23 protein-coding genes and 2 pseudogenes are annotated in these 22,953 nt (G+C 63.9%); 14 read left to right on the top strand and 11 right to left on the bottom strand.

Translation table 11 applies throughout. The features are described from left to right. Positions 1-75: 75 nt before the first annotated feature. From rpsR to PD885_RS08950, 3 genes are all read right to left on the bottom strand, one after another. Complete coding sequence (gene rpsR, locus PD885_RS08960) at positions 76-306, bottom strand: 30S ribosomal protein S18 (protein WP_002804494.1); 231 nt, start codon at positions 304-306, stop codon at positions 76-78. Positions 307-317: 11 nt separating this feature from the next. After that, the gene (gene rpsF, locus PD885_RS08955; RefSeq protein ID WP_002804486.1) at positions 318-755 is read right to left on the bottom strand and encodes a 30S ribosomal protein S6; all 438 of its coding nucleotides are present in this window, start codon (positions 753-755) and stop codon (positions 318-320) included. Positions 756-1,079: 324 nt separating this feature from the next. Further along, positions 1,080-1,418 carry a HesB/IscA family protein gene (locus tag PD885_RS08950; protein ID WP_002804485.1) on the bottom strand — a complete coding sequence of 113 codons (339 nt, stop codon included), beginning with the start codon at positions 1,416-1,418 and terminating at the stop codon, positions 1,080-1,082. Positions 1,419-1,619: 201 nt separating this feature from the next. Between PD885_RS08950 and asnS the strand changes: the two genes are divergently transcribed. The 13 genes and pseudogenes from asnS to PD885_RS08880 all read left to right on the top strand — a co-directional run bounded on the left by asnS (position 1,620) and on the right by PD885_RS08880 (position 13,664). Continuing rightward, complete coding sequence (gene asnS, locus PD885_RS08940; protein WP_002804484.1) at positions 1,620-3,014, top strand: asparagine--tRNA ligase; 1,395 nt, start codon at positions 1,620-1,622, stop codon at positions 3,012-3,014. 1 nt (position 3,015) lies between these two features. Next, entirely contained in the window at positions 3,016-3,270 is a 255-nt protein-coding gene (locus tag PD885_RS08935; protein ID WP_002804483.1) for a hypothetical protein, read from the top strand. After that, positions 3,267-3,572: a hypothetical protein gene (locus tag PD885_RS08930; RefSeq protein WP_002804481.1), complete on the top strand. Its 306-nt coding sequence runs from the start codon at positions 3,267-3,269 to the stop codon at positions 3,570-3,572. Before PD885_RS08935 ends, PD885_RS08930 begins: the two co-directional genes overlap by 4 nt. Beyond that, positions 3,569-3,895, top strand: a complete 327-nt coding sequence (locus PD885_RS08925; protein WP_002804480.1) for a hypothetical protein — start codon at positions 3,569-3,571, stop codon at positions 3,893-3,895. Before PD885_RS08930 ends, PD885_RS08925 begins: the two co-directional genes overlap by 4 nt. A gap of 1 nt (position 3,896) precedes the next feature. After that, a pseudogene (locus tag PD885_RS08920) lies at positions 3,897-4,232 on the top strand (FMN-binding negative transcriptional regulator); the annotation flags it as partial. A 202-nt stretch (positions 4,233-4,434) separates the two neighbouring features. Beyond that, entirely contained in the window at positions 4,435-5,097 is a 663-nt protein-coding gene (gene can / locus PD885_RS08915; protein ID WP_002804478.1) for a carbonate dehydratase, read from the top strand. Positions 5,098-5,182: 85 nt separating this feature from the next. Continuing rightward, the gene (locus PD885_RS08910) at positions 5,183-5,713 is read left to right on the top strand and encodes a 3-hydroxyanthranilate 3,4-dioxygenase (RefSeq protein ID WP_002804477.1); all 531 of its coding nucleotides are present in this window, start codon (positions 5,183-5,185) and stop codon (positions 5,711-5,713) included. A 60-nt stretch (positions 5,714-5,773) separates the two neighbouring features. Continuing rightward, positions 5,774-7,903 carry an FUSC family protein gene (locus PD885_RS08905; protein ID WP_002804476.1) on the top strand — a complete coding sequence of 710 codons (2,130 nt, stop codon included), beginning with the start codon at positions 5,774-5,776 and terminating at the stop codon, positions 7,901-7,903. Between the two features lie 35 nt (positions 7,904-7,938). Continuing rightward, positions 7,939-9,210, top strand: a complete 1,272-nt coding sequence (gene kynU, locus PD885_RS08900; protein WP_002804474.1) for a kynureninase — start codon at positions 7,939-7,941, stop codon at positions 9,208-9,210. Positions 9,211-9,379: 169 nt separating this feature from the next. Next, positions 9,380-10,747 (top strand): FAD-dependent oxidoreductase, encoded by a 1,368-nt coding sequence (locus tag PD885_RS08895; protein ID WP_002804470.1) that lies wholly within the window; start codon positions 9,380-9,382, stop codon positions 10,745-10,747. Positions 10,748-10,845: 98 nt separating this feature from the next. Then, positions 10,846-12,291, top strand: a complete 1,446-nt coding sequence (sbcB, locus tag PD885_RS08890; protein ID WP_002804469.1) for an exodeoxyribonuclease I — start codon at positions 10,846-10,848, stop codon at positions 12,289-12,291. Continuing rightward, positions 12,288-12,973 (top strand): annotated as a pseudogene (locus PD885_RS08885) (DUF2461 domain-containing protein). The gene sbcB and the pseudogene PD885_RS08885 overlap by 4 nt, the downstream one beginning before the upstream one ends. Before the next feature lie 124 nt (positions 12,974-13,097). Beyond that, entirely contained in the window at positions 13,098-13,664 is a 567-nt protein-coding gene (locus PD885_RS08880; RefSeq protein WP_002804466.1) for a DUF2939 domain-containing protein, read from the top strand. Positions 13,665-13,916: 252 nt separating this feature from the next. Here the strand turns inward: PD885_RS08880 and PD885_RS08875 are convergent, their stop codons facing one another. From PD885_RS08875 to PD885_RS08840, 8 genes are all read right to left on the bottom strand, one after another. Continuing rightward, the gene (locus PD885_RS08875; RefSeq protein ID WP_088056811.1) at positions 13,917-14,885 is read right to left on the bottom strand and encodes an IS5 family transposase; all 969 of its coding nucleotides are present in this window, start codon (positions 14,883-14,885) and stop codon (positions 13,917-13,919) included. A gap of 169 nt (positions 14,886-15,054) precedes the next feature. Beyond that, positions 15,055-16,020, bottom strand: a complete 966-nt coding sequence (locus PD885_RS08870) for a 5'-nucleotidase (protein WP_002804461.1) — start codon at positions 16,018-16,020, stop codon at positions 15,055-15,057. 192 nt (positions 16,021-16,212) lie between these two features. Further along, the gene (locus PD885_RS08865) at positions 16,213-16,989 is read right to left on the bottom strand and encodes an NAD kinase (RefSeq protein ID WP_002804459.1); all 777 of its coding nucleotides are present in this window, start codon (positions 16,987-16,989) and stop codon (positions 16,213-16,215) included. Between the two features lie 214 nt (positions 16,990-17,203). After that, entirely contained in the window at positions 17,204-19,339 is a 2,136-nt protein-coding gene (rlmKL, locus tag PD885_RS08860) for a bifunctional 23S rRNA (guanine(2069)-N(7))-methyltransferase RlmK/23S rRNA (guanine(2445)-N(2))-methyltransferase RlmL (protein WP_002804457.1), read from the bottom strand. Positions 19,340-19,675: 336 nt separating this feature from the next. Continuing rightward, positions 19,676-20,635, bottom strand: a complete 960-nt coding sequence (locus PD885_RS08855) for an SAM-dependent methyltransferase (RefSeq protein WP_002804456.1) — start codon at positions 20,633-20,635, stop codon at positions 19,676-19,678. Positions 20,636-20,734: 99 nt separating this feature from the next. Further along, on the bottom strand, positions 20,735-21,241 hold the full coding sequence (locus tag PD885_RS08850; protein ID WP_002804455.1) for a GNAT family N-acetyltransferase: 507 nt from the start codon (positions 21,239-21,241) through the stop codon (positions 20,735-20,737). A 40-nt stretch (positions 21,242-21,281) separates the two neighbouring features. After that, positions 21,282-21,809, bottom strand: coding sequence for a YqiA/YcfP family alpha/beta fold hydrolase (locus PD885_RS08845; protein ID WP_002804454.1), 528 nt, complete (start codon positions 21,807-21,809; stop codon positions 21,282-21,284). Next, positions 21,806-22,297: an MOSC domain-containing protein gene (locus PD885_RS08840; RefSeq protein WP_002804452.1), complete on the bottom strand. Its 492-nt coding sequence runs from the start codon at positions 22,295-22,297 to the stop codon at positions 21,806-21,808. Before PD885_RS08840 ends, PD885_RS08845 begins: the two co-directional genes overlap by 4 nt. A gap of 23 nt (positions 22,298-22,320) precedes the next feature. Here PD885_RS08840 and PD885_RS08835 point away from each other — a divergent pair, with 23 nt between their 5' ends. Further along, the gene (locus PD885_RS08835) at positions 22,321-22,896 is read left to right on the top strand and encodes an N-acetylmuramoyl-L-alanine amidase (protein ID WP_002804451.1); all 576 of its coding nucleotides are present in this window, start codon (positions 22,321-22,323) and stop codon (positions 22,894-22,896) included. Positions 22,897-22,953 lie beyond the last annotated feature (57 nt).

Genomic DNA, 22,953 nt, shown 5'->3' with positions numbered 1-22,953 from the left:
TTGATAACCCGCACATGGACGTGCGGGCTTTGCGAGAAGAACCCGCACAACTGGCGGATTCCCGCGCGCAGTTACTTAGACGTCGTGATTGTCCGTATACGGAATCAGCGCCAGGAAACGCGCGCGCTTGACGGCCGTTGCCAGCTGACGCTGGTACTTGGACTTGGTACCGGTCACGCGGCTCGGCACTATCTTGCCGTTCTCGGTGAGGTACTGACGCAGGGTGTTGAGATCCTTGTAATCGATCTCCTTGACGCCCTCGGCGGTGAACTTGCAGAACTTGCGACGACGGAAGAACTTGGACATGACAGCGCTCCTTAAGCGGCTTCGGCGGTGTCGCCGTCGGTATCGGTGGCGGCAGCAGGTGCAGCATCGCCTTCCTCGTCGTCACGACGACGACGCTCGCTACGCTCGGGCTTGTCACCCTTCTCGTCCTTGCTCTTCATGATCAGCGACTGCTCTGTGTCCGGGCCATCGCGCTTGACGACCAGGTGACGCAGCACCGCATCGTTGAAACGGAAGCTTTCCACCAGCTCGCTCAGCACGGCCTGGTCGACTTCGATGTTGAACAGCACGTAGTGTGCCTTCACCAGATTCTGGATCGGGTAGGCCAGCTGACGACGGCCCCAATCTTCCAGACGGTGGATGCTGCCGTTACCGCCCTCGATCAGCGACTTGTAGCGCTCGATCATGGCCGGGACCTGCTCGCTCTGATCCGGGTGGACCAGGAACACGACTTCGTAATGACGACTCATGTTGTTTTTTACCTTTCGGATGTGGCCACGTGGGCCGGACAGCTCCCCGGTACCCCGCGCAAAGCGGGCCGGTGGAGCAAGGGCTCCCACCCGGAACCGGGCAGGAAGCCAGAAAGTATGGCAGTTCAGCTAGTTAGCTGCAACTGGCTCCAGGCAGACGCGTCTTCAGCCCGACTGTGGCCAACAGACAACGCAGCGCATGGCAGCAAGGCAGTTCTCGAACGCGCCCAAACCCGCCGGCAATCGGGCGGCGGCGGGAGGAGCTCCGCAATGCCGCAAGCGCCAACTCCATTCAAGGCCGGATGTCCCAGCCTCTGTCATCCTTTACGCCTTGTCGGCCTCGGTGGTGAAGCTTTCCCCACATCCGCACTCGGCGGTAGCATTGGGATTGCTGAAGGTGAAGGTCTCGCCAAGGCCATGCTTGCCGAAGTCGATGCAAGTGCCGTCCACCAGCGGCAGGCTGGTGGGGTCGACGAAAATGCGCACCCCGCCCTGCTCGAACACCGCGTCGTCGTCGCGCTGATCGCGTGCCAGGTCGGTGATGTGGCCCCAGCCGGAGCAACCGGTCTTGGTCACGCCAAAGCGCAGGCCCAGCGCGCCCGGGGTCTGCTGCACGAAACGTTGCACACGCTCCAGCGCGGCGGGGGTAAGGCTGATGGCCATGGAGACACTCCAAAACAATGGTGGCAAGTATAGCGAGGCCGGAACGGCAGCATCGACGTTCTCGGCAGATGGGGGCACGCGTCGCGCCAGACAAGCACGGCACGGCACGGCACGGCAGCAAGCTATTCAGACGCTCGCGCCAGCGCGGCCGCAGCCAGTAAACTCGCAGGCCATTCAAGGTCGCTACGGCGAGGAAAAGTCATGACGGTGGTCAGCGTTGAACATGCGCTTACGGGGAAGCTCCCAGAAGGCGGCGAAGTCACTGTACGGGGGTGGGTGCGCACGCTGCGCGGATCTGCCGGACTGGCCTTCATCAACGTGACCGATGGCTCGTGCTTCGCTCCGATCCAGGTAGTGGCGAACGACACGCTGCCCAATTTCGACGAGATCAAGCGTCTGACCAGCGGTTGCTCGCTGATCGCCAACGGCGTGCTGGTGAAGTCGCAGGGCAAGGGCCAGTCCTACGAGATCCAGGCCAGTGGTGTCGACATCGTCGGCTGGGTCGAAGACCCGCTGACGTACCCGATCCAGCCCAAGCCCATGTCGCCGGAGTTCCTGCGCGAAGTGGCGCATCTGCGCCCGCGCACCAACCTGTTCGGCGCAGTCACCCGCATTCGCAACTGTCTGGCGCAGGCGGTGCACCGCTTCTTTCATCAGAACGGCTTCAACTGGATCAGCACCCCGATCATCACCACCTCCGATGCCGAAGGCGCAGGGCAGATGTTCCGCGTCTCAACGCTGGACATGGTCAACCTGCCGCGCGATACCAGCGGTGCGGTGGATTTCAGCCGGGACTTCTTCGGCAAGGAAACCTTCCTGACCGTGTCCGGTCAGCTCAATGTGGAGGCGTACTGCCTGGCGTTGAGCAAAGTCTACACGTTCGGCCCGACCTTCCGCGCCGAGAACAGCAACACCACCCGCCATCTGGCCGAGTTCTGGATGATCGAGCCGGAAATCGCCTTCGCCGATCTGGCCGAAGACGCGCGCCTGGCCGAGCAATTTCTCAAGTATCTGTTTCGCGCGGTGCTCGAAGAGCGCGGCGACGATCTGGCCTTCTTGGCCGAGCGCGTGCACAAGAACGCGATCACCAAGCTGGAAGCCTTCATCAATGCGCCGTTTGAGCAGATCGATTACACCGAGGCGGTAAAGCTGCTGCAGAACTCCGGCAGAAAGTTCGACTTCCCGGTCGAATGGGGCCTGGACCTGCAGACCGAACACGAGCGCTGGTTGACCGAAGAACGCATCGGTCGCCCGGTGGTGGTGACCAACTACCCCGAGCACATCAAGGCGTTCTACATGCGCCTCAACGACGACGGCAAGACCGTCGCGGCGATGGACGTGCTGGCGCCGGGCATCGGCGAGATCATCGGCGGCAGCCAGCGCGAAGAGCGCCTGGATGTGCTCGACGCACGTATGGCGCAGTTCGGCCTGGATAAGGATCATTACAGCTGGTACCGGGATTTCCGCCGCTACGGCTCGGTGCCGCATGCCGGCTTCGGCCTGGGATTTGAGCGGTTGGTGGTGTACGTGTGCGGGCTGAGCAACATCCGCGACGCCATCGCCTACCCGCGCGCGCCGGGCAGCGCGGAATTCTGAGGTGAGCCTGCTGGTCGCCTCCACGTTGCAGGTGTTGGCTTTGGTGCTGGCACTGGTCGCAGCCGGGATTGCCTGCCTGCACGGCGTACGGCTTGCACGCGTGTCGGCACGCCAGCCCGATCGCGCCACGTGGTGGCAGAACGAACCCGCCCGCGCGGCGATCGGCAATGCCATCACCGCTCTGTGGCGGTCCAGCGCTGCGATCGTCATTGGCGCGGTACTTCCCAAATTCGCACTGAGGATGGCGGGCACATGACCCTGTTCTTCGCGCTGTGTTTTGTCGGTGTCGCAGTGGCCGGGCTCACCGCTCTACTGATCTTCTGGCCCCTGACGCTGGTGCACATGCGCGACCGCCATCCCGAGGCGCTGGCCAGCTTCGGCGACCCGGCCTTCATCAGCCCTGCCGCGCTGCGTTGGTTGCTGACGCGCCGCTACCGCAGCCACAGCGACAGTGCGCTGTCCGGTCTGGCCACACCCGCCTGGCTGTCGCTGCTGACCATCTTCCTCGGCCTGGGCATGGCGGCCCTGCTCAGCCTGCTTTCCAAGGTAATGCCATGAACGCACCGCACGACATTGCACACGACGACCACGATTCGTGGTGGCTGGCCACGATCGGCCGCACGCTGATCTGGGCACGTCTGCGCGTCAAGCAGGCCGGTACCGCCGAGGTTCTGGACAGCGATGGCAAGACGCTGCCTTACGACAGCGAAGACGGCGCACGCGCGGCGTTGTTCGATGCCGAATTCGTTTCGCTCGATGGACTGGACGAAGAAGACGCGTTGATGCGCGGTTTCTCCCTGAGCGAGGTAACGCCGCCGCGTGCCGAGGACGATGCGCACTTGCGCGAGTGCATGGTGCTGACCTTGGGCGGCCGCGCCTGACATGTACACCCCACGCGCGTTTGCGCAGACCGATCTGGCCTTGCTGGACTGGCTGTTCGTACGCGACCCGTTCGTCACCCTGATCAGCCAGGGCGACGACGGCCAGCCGGCGATCTCGCATCTGCCGGTGCTGTATCGGCGCGATGCGCAGGCAGTGATCATCGAAGGCCACTGGGCGCGCCCCAACCCGCAGGCACGCCAGCCTGGTGATGCGGTGATCGTGGTGCAAGGGCCGCATGCCTACGTTTCGCCGAGCTGGTATACGGACAAGGAAGCCACTGCGCGCGTGCCGACCTGGAATTACGCCGTCGCGCATCTGCATGGTCGTTATAGCCGGTCATGTTGCAGCGGTAAGCGATGCGCTGGCATTGCAAGCGTCCACCAACTCCCAAGAAGTCGCCGCGCTAAAGCGCGATGCCCTGCGTGCACGCGATGGCACGGCCTGAACGGCACCGCTTACGCCGGATGTCTGCACTACCGCTTTATGGCTCCTCTTTCCGCTTGCCTCCCCCCCCTGCACCATCTGGAATACTGCGCGCATGAACGAGCTCAACCATTTACTTGAAAACAACCGTGCCTGGTCCGAGCGCATCTGTCGCGAAGACCCGGAATTCTTCTCCAAGCTGTCCACCCAACAGACCCCCGAATATCTGTGGATCGGCTGCTCGGACTCGCGTGTGCCGGCCAACCAGATCATCGACATGGCGCCGGGCGAGGTGTTCGTCCATCGCAACGTCGCCAATGTGGTGGTGCATACCGATCTGAACTGCCTGTCGGTGATTCAGTTCGCGGTGGACGTGCTCAAGGTGCGTCACGTGCTGGTGGTCGGCCATTACGGCTGCGGCGGCGTGTTCGCCAGCCTCACCCAGAAACGCATGGGCCTGGTCGACAACTGGATCCGTCACGTCACCGATGTGGCCGACAAGCACGCGGCCTGCCTGCACCACGCCGGCGACCTGCCGGTGCAGCACGCACGCTTGTGCGAGCTCAACGTGCTCGAGCAGGTCGTCAACGTCTGCCGTACAACCATCGTGCGCGATGCCTGGGAACGCAGCCAGGAGCTGTGCGTGCATGGCTGGGTCTACAGTCTGCGCGATGGCCGCGTGCACGATCTGGGCATGTCGATCGACCGCCCCGAATTGCTGCAGGAACGTTACGACACAGCGCTGGCGCAGATCCAGGCCGATCACGCCGAACGCTGAGCCGTACCCGACGACGCACACTAGGGGGCGCCCATCGGCGCCTTCGGTTGGCTATGCTGGACGTCTTCTTCGCCGAGGAACGTCCATGCTGATCCCGCCGATCAACCTGCATGCCTGGATCGCGCAACACCGCCACCTGCTCAAGCCGCCGGTCGGCAACAAGTGCATCCAGCAGGACGGCTTCATCATTATGATCGTCGGCGGGCCGAATACGCGCACCGACTATCACTACGACGAAGGCCCGGAGTGGTTCTTCCAGCTCGAAGGCGAGATGGTGCTGAAGGTGCAGGACGAAGGCGTCGCGCGTGACGTCCCGATCCGCGCCGGCGAAATTTTTCTGCTTCCACCAAAGGTGCCGCACTCGCCGCAACGCGCCGCCGGCTCTATCGGCCTGGTCATCGAACGCGAACGGCTCCCGCACGAGCGCGATGGCCTGCAGTGGTATTGCCCGCAGTGCAATCACAAGTTGTATGAAGCGATGTTTCAGCTGCAGAACATCGAAACCGACTTCCCGCCGGTATTCGATCATTTCTACCGCTCGCTTGCGCTACGCACCTGCACGCAGTGCGGGCACGTGCATCCAGCGCCCGAGCGGTATGTCACGGTCCAGGCGTAAGTGGGGCTGGCGCGGGCGCACGCAGTGCACACGCCAGTTGAACCCACTGCAGTCCGCACCATGCTGCGCGCACTGATCGATCTCAAACCGCGTGACGTGCCGTTGCGCGTTGCCCTGCGCAATACCGCTGCGGTGGTGCTGCCGCTGGCGGTGGGTGTGGTGACCGGGCATGTCGCCGCCGGCCTGGCGGTGTGCAGCGGCGCGCTCAACACCATGTTCTCCGACCAGCCCGGTCCGTATCGTGCACGCCTGCAGCGCATGTTGATGGCCGCGCTGGCAGCCGGCCTGGCCGCGTTGCTCGGCATCTGGGTCGGCCATGACACACCCGCGCTGGTGGTCGCCGGATTATTGCTCGGACTGGGAGGCGGCTTGCTGGTGGCGCTCGGCCCGGTGGCCGCGCGCGTGGGCTTGACCAGCATGATCCTGCTGGTGGTCAGTGCCGATATGCGATTGCCGACGGAGCAGGCACCGAGCGTTGCGGCGTTGATCTTCGCCGGCGGTCTGTTGCAAGTGGTGTTGGCGTTAGCCGCGTGGCCATTGCAACGCTATCGCCCCGAACGTTTTGCGCTGGCCGACCTGATGCGGCAACTGGCAGGCATCGCACGCCAGCGCCCGGAAGCCAGCGCCCCGCCGCCCGCGACCCAGGAAGTGCTCGATGCGATGGTGATGCTGCACGGCGAACATCGTTCGCGAGCGATTGCCGTGCAGAGCTTTCGCATCATCGCCGAGCTGTGCGATCGCGTGCGGCTGGAATTGTTGTCGCTGGCCGATGCCGACACCCGCCTGACCGACTCGCAAGCGCGCCCGGCAATCGAGCGGGTGCTCGAACGCAGCGCGATCGTGCTGCAACAACTAGCCCTCGCAATGACGGTCGGCGAAGACCCGGCCGCCGCCAATGCCTCGATGACCGGCTTCGATGATCTGGTCAGCGCCCTCGCGCAGTTTCAGCACGACAACGCCGATACCCGCGAGCGTCGGTTGGTGCGTGTGGCGGTGGCGCGTGCGCAAGGGTTGGGCGGCCAGCTGCGCGCATTGATCCGCAACGCGCACTGGGCCAGCAGCCGTGGCGAAATCCAGGCGCAATTGGCCGAAGCACGCTTGCCGGCGGCGCTGCGTCCGGCCGCGACCTGGGCGGCCTTGCGGGCGAACCTGGATCTGTCGTCGGTGGCCTTCCGGCATGCGTTGCGCTGCGGCGCGTGTCTTGCACTGGCGATCGCCTTCCAACGCTGGCAGCAGATCCCGCACGGGTTCTGGATCCCGATGACCACCGCCATCGTGCTCAAGCCGGATTTCGGCGGCACTTTCAGGTTCGGTGCGTTGCGTGTGGCCGGCACCTTCGTCGGTTTGTTGGTGGCCACGTTGCTGGCGCATCTGGCGATGGATGGCGTCAACATCCGCATGGCCTTGCTGGCGTTGCTCTGCCTGGGCTTTCGTTTGTTGACGCAGGTGAACTACGGCATTGGCGTGGCGTTTGTGACCGGCATGCTGGTATTGTTGCTGTCGTTCGAAGGCGTGTCCCCGGGCGAGGCCGTCGGCGCGCGCCTGCAAGCCACTGTGGCCGGTAGCGCACTGGCGCTGATCGCTTACGCGCTATGGCCGACGCGCGAACGCCGGCATATCCGTGCCTCGCTGGCGCAGTTGCTCAGCGCCTATCGCGATCATCTGCGCAATTTGTTGCTCGGCAAGATGGATGATCTGAGCGATACTCGCGCCGCCGCACGGGTAGCACGTACCAATGCGCAGGCCTCGATCGAACGCTTGCGTGGCGAGCCCCGCAGCCAGCGCAATCTGCAGGAACTCAAACTCGCCGAATCGCTGCTGGCCAACGGTAACCGGCTGATCCGCGCCACGTTGTCGCTGGAGGCGGTGCTACGCGACGGCCACCCGTTACCTACGCTGGAAGCGTTGTTCGCGTTCGCAGAACAGGCCGACCAGGCGCTGTCCGAACTGATCGACTGCCTGATCAACGGCGGCATCCCCGCCGCGACCACCTTGCGCAGCGCCGAGCGCCGGCTGTCCGACGCATTGGCCGCATTGCCGGACGGCTCACCGACTACCGCCGCAGTGGCCGACACCGTGGACCGCATCACCGACAGCATCGGCACACTGACCCATCTGCTGCGCCCTGCCCGACCAGCTTCGACCGAGCCGCCGGCCGTACATGACAGTGCACAGGGCGCCGGCAGGTAAACTGCAGCGCTGATACCTGCGTTGCGAGCACCACAATGATCGACCCTCTGTCCCGCTCCCATGCCGCTGCGCTGGATGTCGCCGACCCGCTGCGCAGCCTGCGCGATGACTTCGTGTTCCCGCAGCATGGCGACCAGGAGCAGACCTATCTCGTCGGCCATTCGCTCGGCCTGCAACCGCGCGCCACGCGCGCGATGGTCGCCGAGGTGCTCGACCAATGGGGCGCACTTGGGGTGGAAGGTCACTTTACCGGACCCACACAATGGCTGACCTATCACCAACTGGTGCGCGACTGCTTGGCACGCGTGGTCGGCGCACTGCCAGGCGAAGTGGTGGCAATGAACGCGCTAAGCGTCAATCTGCACCTGATGATGGTCAGCTTTTATCGCCCCACGCCGCAGCGCGGCGCGATCTTGATCGAAGCGGGCGCGTTTCCGTCCGACCGACATGCGGTGGAATCGCAACTGCGACTGCACGGGCTGGATCCGGCCACGCACCTGATCGAAGTGGACGCCGATGAACCGAATGGCACGTTATCGATGGCGGCGATTACCGATGCCATCGCACAGCACGGCCCGCGTCTTGCGTTGGTGCTGTGGCCAGGCGTCCAGTACCGCACTGGCCAAGCCTTCGATCTGGGCGAAATCGTGCGGCTGGCGCGTGCACAGGGCGCTGCGGTGGGCTTGGACCTGGCGCATGCGGTCGGCAATCTTCCCCTGACGCTGCACGACGATGGCGTCGATTTCGCGGTGTGGTGCCACTACAAATATCTCAACGCCGGTCCAGGTGCGGTGGGCGGCTGCTTTGTTCACCAACGCCACGCCCACAGCGATTTACCGCGCATGGCTGGCTGGTGGGGGCACGCGCAGCAAACGCGCTTCCGCATGGACCCGCAGTTCGTGCCCTCGCCTGGCGCCGAAGGCTGGCAGCTGAGCAATCCGCCGGTGCTGGCACTGGCTCCGTTGCGTGCGTCGTTGGAGCTGTTCGATCACGCCGGTATGGCCGCGCTACGCACCAAGTCCGAACAACTCACCGGCTACTTGGAACAGCTGATCCATGCACGCGTGCCGCAGGTGCTACAGATCGTGACGCCGGCCGAGCCTTCGCAGCGCGGCTGTCAATTGTCGTTGCGGGTGGCCGGTGGAGGCGCGCAGGGACGCTCGCTGTTCGAGTACCTGCACTCGGTCGGCGTACTCGGCGATTGGCGCGAACCGGACGTGATACGCATCGCTCCGGTGCCGCTGTACAACCGCTTCTGCGATCTGCACCAGTTCGTGGAGCACGTGGAAACCTGGGCCGCCGCCTGAGCGCGCGACACAGACTGTGCCGTCGAACAGGTGTGCGCGTCGCCGTAACCGCTACACGCCGACGTACACTCCGCACCCGCACCTGGCTGACTGCGGCTTACGCCGTCGCTAGCCGCTTCACTCCCTCCATCTGCGCCGGCATCCGCGTCCGGCGCTGCCGGATACTGCATTGAACCAAGTTTCTCCTCGTTCTTTGACACTGATCGGTGCCGGTTTGGCCGGTTGCCTGCTGGCCATTCTGCTGTCGCGTCGCGGCTGGCAGGTCACTGTCTACGAGCGCCGCGGCGATCCGCGCATCAAGGGCTACGAGTCCGGCCGCTCGATCAACCTGGCGTTGGCCGAACGTGGCCGCCACGCATTGCGCCAGGCTGGCGCCGAGGATGCGGTGATGGCCAAGGCAGTGATGATGCGCGGGCGCATGGTGCATCCGCTTGTGGGGGAGCCGCAGCTGCAGCGCTACGGGCGCGACGACAGCGAAGTGATCTGGTCGATCCACCGCGCCGCGTTGAATGTCGCCCTGCTCAATCTGGCCGAACAAGCCGGCGCACGCGTGCATTTCTATCGCCGCCTGCACACCGTGGATTTCGATGCCGGCTACGCGCGTTTCATCGATGACCGCGACGACCAGCCGCATGAAATCCATTTTCAGAGCCTGATCGGCAGCGATGGCGCCGGCTCGGCATTACGCGCGGCGATGCAACGCAAAGCGCCACTGGGCGAGCGCACCGAATTTCTCGACCACTCGTACAAAGAGCTGGAAATTCCGCCGCTGCCCGGCGGCGGTTTCCGCATCGAAGGCAATGCGCTGCACATCTGGCCACGCCGGCATTACATGTGCATCGCGTTGCCCAACGACGGCGGCACCTTCACCGTCACGCTGTTTCTGCCCAACGCCGGCGAGCCGAGCTTTGCCACCACGCGCACCAGCGATGAAGCGTTGGCATTGTTCGCGTGCGACTTCCCGGATGCATTGCCGCTGATCCCACAGCTCAAGGAACATTGGGAAGAACATCCGCCCGGGCTGCTCGGCACCCTGACGCTGGACCGCTGGCATCTGCACGGACGCGCCCTGCTGATTGGCGATGCCGCGCACGCGATGGTGCCCTTCCACGGCCAGGGCATGAATTGCGCGTTCGAAGATTGCGTGGCATTGGCAGAACAACTGGATGCGCACGCAGACCTCGGCAGCGCGTTTGCCGCGTTCGAAGCCGCACGTCGCGACGATGCGGCAGCCATCCAGCAGATGGCGCTGGAAAACTATCTGGAAATGCGCGACCGCGTCGATGATCCGCAATTCCTGTTGCAGCGCGCGCTCGAACAGGAATTGCAGGCACGCTGGCCCACGCGCTTTGTCCCGCATTACACGATGGTGACCTTTCTGCGCACGCGCTATTCGATTGTATTGAGGCGCAGCGATATCCAGCGCGAAATCCTGGACGAGGCGACGCGCGGGCACACCGATTTGTCGCGCATCGACTGGGCGGCGCTGGAAGCAGCCGTGCATGCGCGTCTGGAGCCGCTCGAAGGCGCGCATTGAACCTGCCGCGTCAGCGTGCCGGCGCGCGGATGAGAGATACTAGGCAACACTGGCGGCGCTCGCCCGCAGCGCTCCGCGGATTCGGATTTCGATAGCGCATGGCTGAAAGCTTTCTCTTTTACGACCTGGAAACCTTCGGGCAGGATCCGCGTCGCACGCGCATCGCGCAGTTCGCCGCCGTGCGCACCGATGCGCAACTGCATGTGATCGAAGAACCGATCAGTTTCTTCGTGCAGCCGGCCGACGATCTGCTGCCCTCCCCTTACGCGACCATGGTCACCGGTATCACCCCGCAACACGCGCTGCGCGAAGGCGTCACCGAGGCCGAAGCCTTCGCCCGTATCGCCGAGCAAATGAGCCGCCCGCAGACCTGCACGCTGGGCTACAACTCGATCCGCTTCGACGACGAGTTCGTGCGCTGCGGCCTGTTCCGCAATTTCTACGACCCGTACGAGCGCGAGTGGCGCGGCGGCAATTCGCGCTGGGATCTGCTGGACGTTTTGCGGCTGGTGCATGCCCTGCGCCCGGATGGCATCGTCTGGCCGCAGCGCGAAGACGGCGCCACTTCGTTCAAGCTCGAACACCTGGCCGATGCCAACGGCGTGCGCGAAGGCGATGCGCACGAGGCGTTGTCTGACGTATACGCCACCATCGGCCTGGCGCGCAAATTTCAGCAATGTCAGCCGAAATTGTGGGAATACGCGCTGCGTCTGCGCGACAAGCGTTTTGCTGCAACGTTGCTGGGCGTCATCGCGATGCAGCCGGTGCTGCATATCTCGCAGCGCTACCCCGCATCGCGCCTGTGCGCAGCGGCAGTGCTGCCGTTGACGCGCCATCCGCGCATCGACAGCCGCGTCATCGTGTTCGATCTGGACGGCGATCCGGAGGTGCTGTTGCGCTTGAGCCCGGACGAAATCGTCGACCGGCTGTATATCCGCGCCAGCGATCTGCCCGAAGGCGAGCAACGCATTGCGCTCAAAGAAGTGCACTTGAACAAGTCGCCGGCACTTGTGGCTTGGCAGCATCTGCGCGCACCGGATTTTGCGCGCCTGGGCATCGACCACGAGGTGGTGCTGGCAAAAGCCGCGCGTCTGCGCGACCTCGGCCCTGAACTGGCCGAGAAAGTGCGCCAGGTGTACGGCAATGAGCGCGCCGCTGCGGCGGCGGTCAACGATGCCGATGCCTCGCTCTACGACGGCTTCCTGGCCGAAGGCGACAAGCGCTTGCTTGCGCAGGTCCGCGCCAGCGCGCCGGCCGAACTGGGCGCGCTGGAATCGCGCTTTCGCGACCCGCGCTTGATCGAATTGCTGTTCCGCTACCGCGCGCGCAACTGGCCGCAGACACTATCGTTCGAGGAGCAGGAACGCTGGAATGTGTACCGCCGCCAGCGTCTGCTCGAAGACCGCGGCCTGGGCGAAGTAACGCTCGATCAATTCCAGGCGCAGATTGCGGATTTACGGCTTGCTCACTCCGCCGATGCTACCAAACAAGCCCTGCTTGATCAGCTCGCCGCCTGGGGTTGGGAGCTCCAACGCACGCTATGACCAGCTATTTTTCCGACGCCAGCTTCAAGTTCCTGCGCGCCCTGGCCGGCCACAACGACAAGACCTGGTTCAACGACCACCGGCATCGGTACGAGGCGCACGTGCGCCAGCCGTTTCTGCAGCTCATCACCGACCTGCAGCCGGCGCTGGCCGACGTCAGCGCGCACTATCGCGCCGATCCCAAGACCCAGGGGGGGCGTTGTTTCGCATTTATCGCGATGCGCGCTTTTCCAACGCCAAATCGCCGTACAAGAACTGGCAGGGCGCGCGCCTGTTCCATGCGCGCCGCCGCCAAGTCCCGGCACCGTCGTTTTACATCCATCTGCAGCCGGGCGAGAGCTTTGTCGGCGCGGGGCTGTGGCATCCGGAGCCGGATACCCAACGCAAGCTGCGACAGTTCATCTTCGACAACCCCGGCAGCTGGAAGGCCGCCGCGCACGATCCCAAGCTGCACCGGAAGTTCGCCATGGACGACAGCGAAAAGCTGGTACGCGCGCCCCGCGGCTTCCCCAACGATTTCGAGTTCATCGACGATCTCAAGCATCGCAACTGGGCCTATCTGCGCCATCTCGACGACGCCATCATGACCGGGCCTCGCCTGCGTCAGACCATCGAGGCGGATCTGGTGGTGCTGGCGCCGTTTGTCGACTATCTCTGCGCCGCGCTGGATCTTGAATTCTGATGCGGCGCGCGGAGCAGACAGCGATCGGTGCTGCGCCGGCAATCGGTGTGCAGCACTGTGGTTGCACCGCTCGACGGCGTGCCAACCTGACTGACCTGCCATCAACAGCAAGGCAATGCGAACCATGAAAAAGCGCTGGTTGCTATTACCTGTAATCGCCGTGCTGTTGCTGGGCAGTTATGTTGTTGCCGGGCCGTATCTGGCCATCCGCGGCATTAGCGAAGCGCTCGCCAATCGCGACGCTACACAGCTGGAACGCCACGTGGATTTCCCCAGCTTGCGGGTCAACCTCAAAGCGCAGCTGGACGATTATCTGATTCGCCAGGCCGGCAGCAGCATGCAATCGAGTTTGCTCGGCGGATTCGCATTGCAGCTTGCCAGTGGCATCAGCGGCGCGGGCATGGACACGCTGGTCACCCCAGTCGGCATCAGTGCGTTACTGCAAGGCCACAGCGTGTGGAATCGAGTCATCGGCGACACCGTCAGCCCGGATACCTATGCAGCCCCGGCACCCGCGCGGCCGCTGCAAGGTGCCGAACAGCGCTTCGAATCCACGCGCCGGTTCACCGCCACCACGCGTACCGCGACCGGGGCGCCAGTGGTGTTTGTGCTGACCCGGCAAGGCCTAGATTGGCGGCTGACCGATATCCGGTTGCCGCTGGCAGATACCGGCAATCCGCCCGCACCGTAACGCTGCGCTTGCTGGCGACTCCGAAACGTCCACGATCGCTCATCGATCAAAGCGGCCTGGAAAGTAACCAGCAAAATTTAACGCGAAGTCGTCCAGTGACGCAGACGGCAGACAGCGGCCACGTTAGGGAAGGTCTGAACAACGCACCAGACCTCTAAAATTCGAGCCTGCTGCGTGCCAATAGCGCACAGAGTTGATGCGTACGATACGATTTCTACGGTTTCTTGCGGCGTTGGCTGGCGCCAGACAGCATTATCCCCTGGCCGGCAGCAACTGCCGGCGCACCATCCACAGATTGGATAGTGCGAACAGGGTCAGCACATGCGCGGTGTTCTTGGCCAAGCCGCGATAGCGGACCTTGGTGTAGCCAAACTGGCGTTTGATCACGCGGAATGGATGCTCCACCTTCGCACGCACACTTGCTTTGAAGTATTCCCAACGTTCTTCCTGGCGGCGCTCGCGTTTGTTGCCAATGGCTTGAATCGTCGAACGCTTGGCGGCAATGAAAAAACCAGCCTTGCAGGTCTGCAGTTCTTCGCGTTTGTCCGCACCGGTGTAGCCGCTGTCGCCGAACACACTGTCTTCTTTGCCGTGCAGCAATGCGTGGGTCACCGTGACATCGGCCACATTGGCAGCCGTACAACGGACGTAGTGCACCAGCCCGGAAAACTCATCCACGCCGATGTGTGCCTTCATCCCGAAATACCACTGATTGCCTTTCTTGGTCTGATGCATTTCAGGGTCGCGCGCGCGGTCGGTGTTCTTGGTCGAACTGGGCGCAGCGATCAGGGTTGCATCGACGATCGTGCCGGACCGCAGGCTCTGACCCTTGCGCACCAGATCCGCGTTGACGGCCTCCAGCATCCGCGCTGCAAGGCCATGGGTTTCCAGCAAGCGGCGAAAGTTGAGAATCGTGGTCTCGTCGGGAACATTGTCCAAACCGACGAGCCGGGCAAAACGGCGCAAGGTCCGGATCTCGTGCAACGCTTCTTCCATCGCCGGATCGCTCAACGCATACCACTGCTGCAGCAAATGAATCCGCAACATCGTCGCCAGTGCGTACGGCTGTCGACCAGGCCGCCCCGACACCGGATAGTGCGGCGCGATCAGTCCGAGCAAATGCCTCCACGGAACCACCTGCTCCATCTCGGCCAGGAAGATCTCGCGGCGAGTCTGCTTGCGCTTGCCCAAACCTTCAGCGTCACCGAACGTCAGTTGCATGGATGACTCCTCAACGTAGGTGTGTAGTGTCGCGCATTTGAAGTGCGTTGTTCAGAGGTTCCTTAGTCGATCGATTGATTGATCGATCCATGCCGTGCCCAGCGTCAACCACCTACAGTGAGCGGCGCGGCGAAGGCATCGCACAACGCCAGCGTCCTGGATGCGTCAGTCATCTGTTTGGCGGATCATTGGCCACGCCATGCGGCACATGACCGGCCGCTACATGCTGATGTTGGCGCGCACTGTCGATGTTGTGCTGCGAATCGTCAAAGAAGATGTCCGCGCCGAAGGCTTCCAGAAACGGCCCCTTGTGCCGGCCGCCGAGGAACAATGCCTCATCCAGACGCACACCCCATTCGCGCAAGGTGCGGATCACCCGCTCATGCGCCGGTGCCGAACGCGCGGTGACCAGCGCGGTGCGAATCGGCGAGGCCTCGCCGGGCGGGAATGCCGCCTGCAGCGTGTGCAACGCCCGGAGGAAATTGCGGAACGGCCCCACCGACAACGGCTCGCGTGCACGCTCGCGCTCGTGGCGTCCGAACGCCTCCACGCCATGCTCGCGCGAGATGCGTTCGCTCTCGTCACCGAAGATCACCGCGTCGCCGTCGAAGGCAATGCGCAGCTGTGTGGACAAGCGGCTTTCGTGGCTGTCAACGATCGCCGCTGCAGCCTCAGCGCGTTCGCCCGGTGCGCGCGGCATGATGGTCGCCGCCGCGATGCCATGCGTGAGCGCGCGGCGCACCGACTCCGGATTGGCCGACAGCAACAGATCGGTGCCGAACGGCTTCACGTACGGCCAGGTCGGCTCGCCTGAAGTGAAGGTGGCACGCACGATGCCCAGGTTGTAGTGCTGGATCGAATTGAAAATACGCAAGCCGGTATCGGCGGAATTGCGCGACAGCAGAATCACTTCCACACGCGGGCTCTCTTCGGGCACATCGTGGTTGAGTGCCAACAGCTTGCGCACCACCGGGAATGCCACGCCGGGCTCGAGAATGTCGTCTTCGTGCTCGCGCTGAAACGCCGAATATGCCTCCACCCCATCGGCCTCGAACAGCGCATGGCCTTCTTCAAGATCGAACAGGGCGCGCGAGGTCACCGCGACGGTCAATAACCTTGGCGGGTTGTCAGTCATTGTGGAGCCAGGATTTGGCATTGGAGATTGGCATTGGAGATTGGCATTGGGATTGAGTTGGAGCAGGGATTGGGGATTTGAAATTCGGGATTGGATGACTTGCGCCGCATCGCACCGGGTCGGCGCGCGCTCTCGCCGACCTCATGCCGCGCTCGCGATGTTACCAATCCCCACTCCCAAATCCCGTTCCAATCACACGGCAAACTGTTCGCTGAAAATGCGCTCTTCCAAATTGTGTTCGGGGTCGAACAACAGCGTGACCTGACGTTCGGTGGACTCGCGAATGGTCACTTCGACCACGTCGCGGATTTCGTGCGAATCGGCGGTGACACTGACCGGGCGCTTGTATGGGTCCAACACGCGGAAGCGCACTTCTGTATCGGCCTTGAGGATGGCACCACGCCAGCGACGCGGGCGATACGGTGCGATCGGCGTCAGCGCCAAGGTATACGAGCCCAGCGGCAAAATCGGTCCGTGCGCGGAGTAGTTGTAGGCGGTGCTGCCGGCCGGCGTGGCGACCATCACGCCGTCGCCAATCAGCTCGGCGATGCGGGTCTGGCCGTTGAGATTCACGCTCAGATGCGCGGCCTGACGGGTCTGCCGCAACAGTGAGACCTCGTTGTAGGCCAACGAACCGGCACTGGCGCCGGATTCGGTCAGCACCAGCATTTCCAGCGGGCGCAGATGGGCCGGGCCTGCACGTTGCAGGCGCGCGAGCAAGTCGTCTTGATCGTCGCGGTACTGGTTCATCAGAAACCCGACCGAGCCCAGCTTCATGCCGAACACCGGCTTATCGGCGGCACCATGCCGATGCAGGGTCTGCAGCATGAACCCGTCCCCACCCAGGGCGCAGACGATGTCGGCGGTGTCCAGCGAATGATCGCCGTAGCGCTGCACAAGGCGCGCGCGCGCGGCCACTGCCGGCTCGGCGGGACTGGCGAGAAAGGCGATGCGAGGCGGTGCGGTCATCGTTGACTCCAAAGCGTGCGAACCAGCATACCGCAGCCCCGTGGTGGCCTTGTTGCGGCCGCACCCTGCCCTGGCACGCGCGGCTGCGATCGCGCCTGCGCGATCAAGCGCGACTGACGCACTGACGCACTGACGCACGGCAGCCAGGCGAACGCGGGCGTTACCGACATCGCAACTGCGCACACCAGTCGGTCAGACGCGACCTGGGTTTACCTCAAGCCGTCAACCGCCACGCACGGTGGATACGCGCATGCCGCTCGAAATCCGGGTCGATGGTGCGCGGACTGATTTCCTCGCAGTGCGCGAACTCGGCCAGCATTTCCTCATCCAGCTTGAAGCGACGGAAGTTGTTGGAGAAGTACAACACGCCACCCGGTGCCAGACGCGCAACTGCCAGGCGCAACAAGCGAACGTGCTCGCGCTGGATATCGAAGTCTTCCGCGCGCGCAGAGTTGGAGAAGGTCGGCGGGTCGCAGAAGATCACGTCAAAGTGCGCGCGCTCGGCTTGCAGCCAGGCCAATGCATCAGCTTGCACGAGCGTGTGGCGCACGCCGGCTTGGCCGTTCAAGGCCATGTTGTCGGCGCACCACTGCAAATAGGTGCCGGACAGATCCACGCTGGTGGTGGAGGTCGCACCGGCCACCGCCGCTTCCACGCTGGCCACGCCGGTGTAGCAGAACAGATTGAGCAAGCGCCGCCCCTTGGACTGCGTGGCGATGGTGCCGCGCAGTGGGCGGTGGTCCAGGAACAGCCCGGTGTCCAGATAATCGAACAGGTTCACCCGCAGCAACGCACCGTGCTCGCGCACGTTGATGAACTCGTTGCGCTGCTCGAAGCGGCCGTACTTGCTGCCGCCCTTGCCACGCTCGCGCGATTTCAGCGCAACCTGCTCGGCCGGCACCTCAAACACCTCGCGTGTGGCGGCCAGCAATTCGGTAAGACGGCGGCGCACATCGGCTTCCGGAATCGTCGCTGGCGCGGCGTACTCCTGCACATGCACAAACACCCGACGCGCGCCGTCGGCTTCCTGATACACGTCGATGGCGGCGGAATATTCCGGCAGATCGGCGTCATAGGCTCGGAAGCATTCGATGCCTTCGCGCGCGCGCCATTTCTTGAATTTCTGCAGATTCTTGCGCACGCGGTTGGCGACCATCTGCGCGCCTTCGCTGAGCGCGATCGGCGCGGCCAATGGGGTGCGGCGCGGCACCGCGATCGGGTCGCAGACGATCAACGCACACTCAATCGCACCATTAAACAACTGGTATTTCTTGCCCGCACGCAGGCCCGTTGCATAGGACAATTCGGCATTGCCGCACAACAGGCTGGCCCGCCACTGCGGCACGGTGCGCTGCAAGGCATCGCCCAGGCGGCGATACAGCGCTGCATCGGCCGCCAGGCGCTCGTCGTAGGGTGGATTGCACACCACCACGCCCGTAGCCTGCGGTGGGGTCTGCAGATCGCCCACCTCGCGCACGCCGAACCAGATCGCCTCGGCCACCCCGGCCACCTGGGCGTTTTCCTTGGCCGCGCGGATCGCGTGCGGGTCCATGTCGCTGCCGTGGATGACCTGCTTGAGCGCAGCGCGGCCGAGGCTATCGCGTTCGCGCGCTTCGCTCACCAATTGCTGCCAGCTCTCGCGGTCGAAGCCGCGCCAGCAGCTGGGGATATCGCTGCCGTAGCGCTGCAGACCGGGCGCGACATTGGCGGCCATCAACGCACCTTCGATCAACAAGGTGCCGCTGCCGCACATCGGATCCAGCAGGCCACCGCCATTGGCGTAAGCGCGCGGCCAGCCGGCGCGCAGCAGTACGGCTGCGGCCAGGTTTTCCTTCAACGGCGCCTCGTTCTGCGCCATGCGCCAGCCGCGCCGATGCAGCGGGCCACCGCCCAGATCCACCGAGATGGTGGCGCGGCCTTTGCGCAGCGACAAGTTCAGACGCAGGTCCGGACTCTCCACGTCTACCGAGGGGCGTTCCAGCCCCTGCCGGCGCATGGTGTCGACCACGGCGTCCTTGATGCGCTGCGCCGCGTAACGGGCGTGCGTGATCGCGGTACCGGAGACATGCGCGTCCACCGACAGCGTGTGGCCGACAGACAGGTGCTCGTGCCACGGCAGTTCAGCGACACCCGCGTACAGCGCATCCTCGTCCGGGCAATCGAACTCGGTCAGCGGCCACAGCACGCGGCTGGCCAGGCGCGACCACATGACCGCGCGCAGCGCATCGCATAATTCGCCTTCGACGTTAACGCCGGAGATGGTGGCGGTGGCCTTGCTGACACCGAGCGACAGCAGCTCGTCGGCAAGCAGGTATTCCAGGCCCTTGGCACAGGATGCGAAGAATTTCACGTCGGCAGGTGTCGGTGGAGACGCTGGCCGCGGTGGCGAGCGTGAGAGCAGGACGGCGGGCCGGCGCCTTGGAAGGCAATGCCGTGCCGCCACGGGCGGGCGCAAATGGTCGGCCATCGCGGCCGGCTTTACCAGCCCGTCGTCCCGATTGCCTATCGGTGGTTCATCCCGCCGCCCGCTGGCAGCGTGCCTGCGTGGTATCCGTGCGCAGCCGTCGGCCAAACCGCGACAGGAGCGGCAGCGTGACAATCAGGACCAGCACGTCAGCGTAGCCGCACCGTTCCACCTGCTGCAGCGACACGCAGCAACCCGGCCCGCAAACTTTTCCGACACGTGTCAAAGGGGCTTTTGCGCAATGACGGTCGGAAACATGCAGGTGCGATCATCGATGAACCGGATGTCGGAAAAACCGGCATCCTCCAGTTGCTGCAACGTCTGCGCATGGGTTCGAAATGCGCTCCATTTCGCATCGATCAGGCGCACGAATATGAGATATTGAAGCGACAACGTTTCCTGATCGATTTGCGTTGACGCCGACGGCGATTGATCCGACAACGCTGCTGGTGGAGTCAGGAAACTGGTAACCAGCGAGCCCCCAGGCTTCACCATCTCGAAAAACCCGCGATACAGTGCAGTCACGCGCGCATCGTCGGGTTCATAGATATTGAGACCATTGCTGGTCAACACATCGACGCTGGCTTTCAGGCCAGGAGCCCATGCGTCGGCGCGATGCAGCGACAACCGCTCGGCCAGTCCGCGTTCTGCCGCGAGTTGGGCCGCTCCCTCCAGCGCCATTGGATCCAGATCGATGCCTATCAACGTGGTATCCGGATGCTGCGCATAATCGAGCAGCAACAATTCCCCCATCCATCCGCAAGGAACCGATGCCAGGGTCAGGCCAGGCCGTAGCAACGCTTGCAGTTGCTGGCGGAAAATCCCGAAACGCTCGCGGGTTGCGAGCACCGCCGGTAGTTTCTCGTAGAAGGTATATTCAAGATCCGGAACCGACCCTTGCGGCACAGTTCCAGGGCGGTAGGTCACCAACTGATGTGTCCAGTACGCGTTCAATCCACGATTGGCGATCAGGAACCGGCCAAGCTCGAAAGCCGACAATTCTTTGAGCAAGCGAATTTGCTGGTCGACCGTCGCATCGGGAAGGTCGCCGGCCTCACGCAGACGTGCCTTAATGGATTCCAGTAACGCAGCGTAGTCCTGCTCGGCACCGGTGCCATGGGAAATCAGTCGATTAAGGTCAGGAGAAGTGGCCTGGTCCACGAGTTCGTTTTGAATTTTCATCTTAATTTCCGCGAGAAAAACGGACGTCGGAATGCACGATGCCAGACGAAGCACGGCTGCCGGAACTGCGCTAAAGCAGTGAACGCGCTTGCCACACGCTCAGCTCAAGCCGAATGCCGGGTGGTATGCCACATCGGCCAGCGGCAGCAGTCGGTCACCGAATGCGAGCGCCTGCAGCTCCGATATCGGGACGTTGGGCACTACCAAGCCCGGTTCGGCCGCAAAGCCCAGGCGCCTGAAAAACGCCGGCTCACCAAGCGCCAGACAGCCGGCTGCGCCGCGCTCGCGCAAGCTGGCCAGCGCCGCCTGGACCAATCGGGTGCCCAGGCCCTGCCTTTGATGTCCAGGGCCGACCGCCAGCGGCCCCAGCGCATACCAGCCGGGCGAATCATCCGACAGCGACACCGCCGACACCGCCAGATGGCCCACCACATAGCCGTCGTGATCTGCCACCAGCGACAACGCCAGGGCGCCTTCATCGCGCAAGGCCGCAATCACGTACTGCTCATCGTGGCGGCTGTGTTCGGCGCGCATGAACGCGACCATCGTCAGGATGTCGATGGCAGCTGCATCGCCTTCGGTCGCTTCGCGAATCAGCACATCCATCGGCAATCCCGCACGCAATAGTCGGTCGGGTGCAGGCGCATCACAGGCTCTGCAATAGTTCGGCAAACGCGCGCGCCGAGGCATCCACGTGCAACGCCAGACGATGCTCGTCATCGACCAGCAGCAAGCGTGCTCCGCGCGGCTGCGCCCAAGCGATCACGTCGGCGGCAGGAATCAGCTCATCGCGCCAGGCATGCACGATCGAAATCGGCACCGGCGCCGCATCCAGCGCAGGCAATGGGCCCATCGTGGGCGGCGGCACCATCAGGAACAACCCGCGCGTTGGCACCTGTAGTGATACCAACCCGGCGATATACGCGCCCAGGCTGGAGCCGACCAGCACCAGCGGCCCCTTGTCGGCCGCCGCGCGCGCGATCTCGAGCAGGCGTTGCAGCCGGCCAGGCACATCCCCGAGCGTGCTCACCGCGCAGCGCGCATCCAGGTCGGTGTAATCGGGGCGCTCGTGGGTCCAGCCCAACTGCTCGGCAACGTTAGCCAATGCGGTGACTTTCAGTGCGCCTGGGCTACTTTTGAAGCCATGCGAGAGGATGCAATGACCGCGACTCATAGCGCCTGCACCGTATCGCCGATGCGCAACACGCCGCCGCGCAGAATGCGCGCGCACAGCCCACCATGGCCGCACATCGCGTTGTAGCCGCCCGCGCCCAGCGCAGCTTCCATACGCGAGCACGGGTCGCAGGGAGCGGTGCCTTCCAGCTCGACATCGCCAATGCGAAACCGCCGCCCTTTCAGAGCGATCAGCGCAATGCCGGACACCACCAGATTGCGTCGCAGCGTGGCCGGCGCGATCGCCGCATACCCCGCCAGCGCCGCGATCACCGGAAGGTGCTCGGCCTGGATCAAGGTCACGCCGCGCTTGCCGCTGCCGCCTTTGTAGCGGTCTCCCACCAATCCAATGCCAGTGGTGGCCTGCGCCGCATCCACCTCCAGCATCTCCACGTCGCGCGCCGGACGCACACCGATCCAGGTCACCTGACCGGTCCGCGGCAGCGTCGCCATAAATTTGCCCAAAGGGCTGTCGGGATTCAAAGCCATCGTCGAATGCTAGCATCCGCCCCATGTCCGATGCCGTCCTGCCGTCGCCACCGATCACCTACGCACCGTTGTCCTACGAATCACGGTTGGCGCGACGCGCGCTCACCCAGATCGACATGGTGGTCATCCATTGCACCGAATTGCCGGATATGGCGATGGCGCGCGAATACGGCGAGCGCGTGCTCTACGACAGCGGCACCGGCAACAGCGGGCATTACTATATCGACCGCAACGGCAGCATCCAGCACTACATTGCGCTGGAGCGCGTTGCGCATCATGTGCGCGGCCACAACCCGCACACGCTGGGCATCGAGCTGGTCAATAGCGGCCGTTACCCGCATTGGCTGGACTCGCGCCATCAAGTCATGACCGAGCCGTATCCTGAGGCGCAGATCGCCGGACTGATCACGCTGCTGCAATGGTTGCAACAGCAGCTTCCGTCGGTACGCAGCATCGCCGGCCATCAGGCACTGGATATCACCCAGGAAGCGGCGAGCGACGATCCAGCGCGCAAGATTCAACGCAAACTCGATCCCGGCCCGCTGTTTCCGTGGCCGCGGATTGAAGCTGCGGTGAGCTGGTCGCATACGCCGCGCTGAGAATTTCTTTTCGACGACTGCACAGCGACTGAGCAGGCAAGCGATGTCTGCTGGCCG

The organism is Xanthomonas fragariae, from assembly GCF_900183975.1.
GTDB classification, from domain to species: domain Bacteria; phylum Pseudomonadota; class Gammaproteobacteria; order Xanthomonadales; family Xanthomonadaceae; genus Xanthomonas; species Xanthomonas fragariae.
The sequence above is the reverse complement of the archived record's forward strand: the minus strand, read 5'-3'. Positions and strand labels throughout refer to the sequence as shown.

Coding starts and splice junctions, on each gene's coding strand:
- rpsR (WP_002804494.1), bottom strand. CDS start 306: ATGTCCAAGTTCTTCCGTCGTCGCAAGTTCTGCAAGTTCACCGCCGAG.
- rpsF (WP_002804486.1), bottom strand. CDS start 755: ATGAGTCGTCATTACGAAGTCGTGTTCCTGGTCCACCCGGATCAGAGC.
- PD885_RS08950 (WP_002804485.1), bottom strand. CDS start 1,418: ATGGCCATCAGCCTTACCCCCGCCGCGCTGGAGCGTGTGCAACGTTTC.
- asnS (WP_002804484.1), top strand. CDS start 1,620: ATGACGGTGGTCAGCGTTGAACATGCGCTTACGGGGAAGCTCCCAGAA.
- PD885_RS08930 (WP_002804481.1), top strand. CDS start 3,267: ATGACCCTGTTCTTCGCGCTGTGTTTTGTCGGTGTCGCAGTGGCCGGG.
- PD885_RS08925 (WP_002804480.1), top strand. CDS start 3,569: ATGAACGCACCGCACGACATTGCACACGACGACCACGATTCGTGGTGG.
- can (WP_002804478.1), top strand. CDS start 4,435: ATGAACGAGCTCAACCATTTACTTGAAAACAACCGTGCCTGGTCCGAG.
- PD885_RS08910 (WP_002804477.1), top strand. CDS start 5,183: ATGCTGATCCCGCCGATCAACCTGCATGCCTGGATCGCGCAACACCGC.
- PD885_RS08905 (WP_002804476.1), top strand. CDS start 5,774: ATGCTGCGCGCACTGATCGATCTCAAACCGCGTGACGTGCCGTTGCGC.
- kynU (WP_002804474.1), top strand. CDS start 7,939: ATGATCGACCCTCTGTCCCGCTCCCATGCCGCTGCGCTGGATGTCGCC.
- sbcB (WP_002804469.1), top strand. CDS start 10,846: ATGGCTGAAAGCTTTCTCTTTTACGACCTGGAAACCTTCGGGCAGGAT.
- PD885_RS08880 (WP_002804466.1), top strand. CDS start 13,098: ATGAAAAAGCGCTGGTTGCTATTACCTGTAATCGCCGTGCTGTTGCTG.
- PD885_RS08875 (WP_088056811.1), bottom strand. CDS start 14,885: ATGCAACTGACGTTCGGTGACGCTGAAGGTTTGGGCAAGCGCAAGCAG.
- PD885_RS08870 (WP_002804461.1), bottom strand. CDS start 16,020: ATGACTGACAACCCGCCAAGGTTATTGACCGTCGCGGTGACCTCGCGC.
- PD885_RS08865 (WP_002804459.1), bottom strand. CDS start 16,989: ATGACCGCACCGCCTCGCATCGCCTTTCTCGCCAGTCCCGCCGAGCCG.
- PD885_RS08855 (WP_002804456.1), bottom strand. CDS start 20,635: ATGAAAATTCAAAACGAACTCGTGGACCAGGCCACTTCTCCTGACCTT.
- PD885_RS08850 (WP_002804455.1), bottom strand. CDS start 21,241: ATGGATGTGCTGATTCGCGAAGCGACCGAAGGCGATGCAGCTGCCATC.
- PD885_RS08845 (WP_002804454.1), bottom strand. CDS start 21,809: ATGAGTCGCGGTCATTGCATCCTCTCGCATGGCTTCAAAAGTAGCCCA.
- PD885_RS08840 (WP_002804452.1), bottom strand. CDS start 22,297: ATGGCTTTGAATCCCGACAGCCCTTTGGGCAAATTTATGGCGACGCTG.
- PD885_RS08835 (WP_002804451.1), top strand. CDS start 22,321: ATGTCCGATGCCGTCCTGCCGTCGCCACCGATCACCTACGCACCGTTG.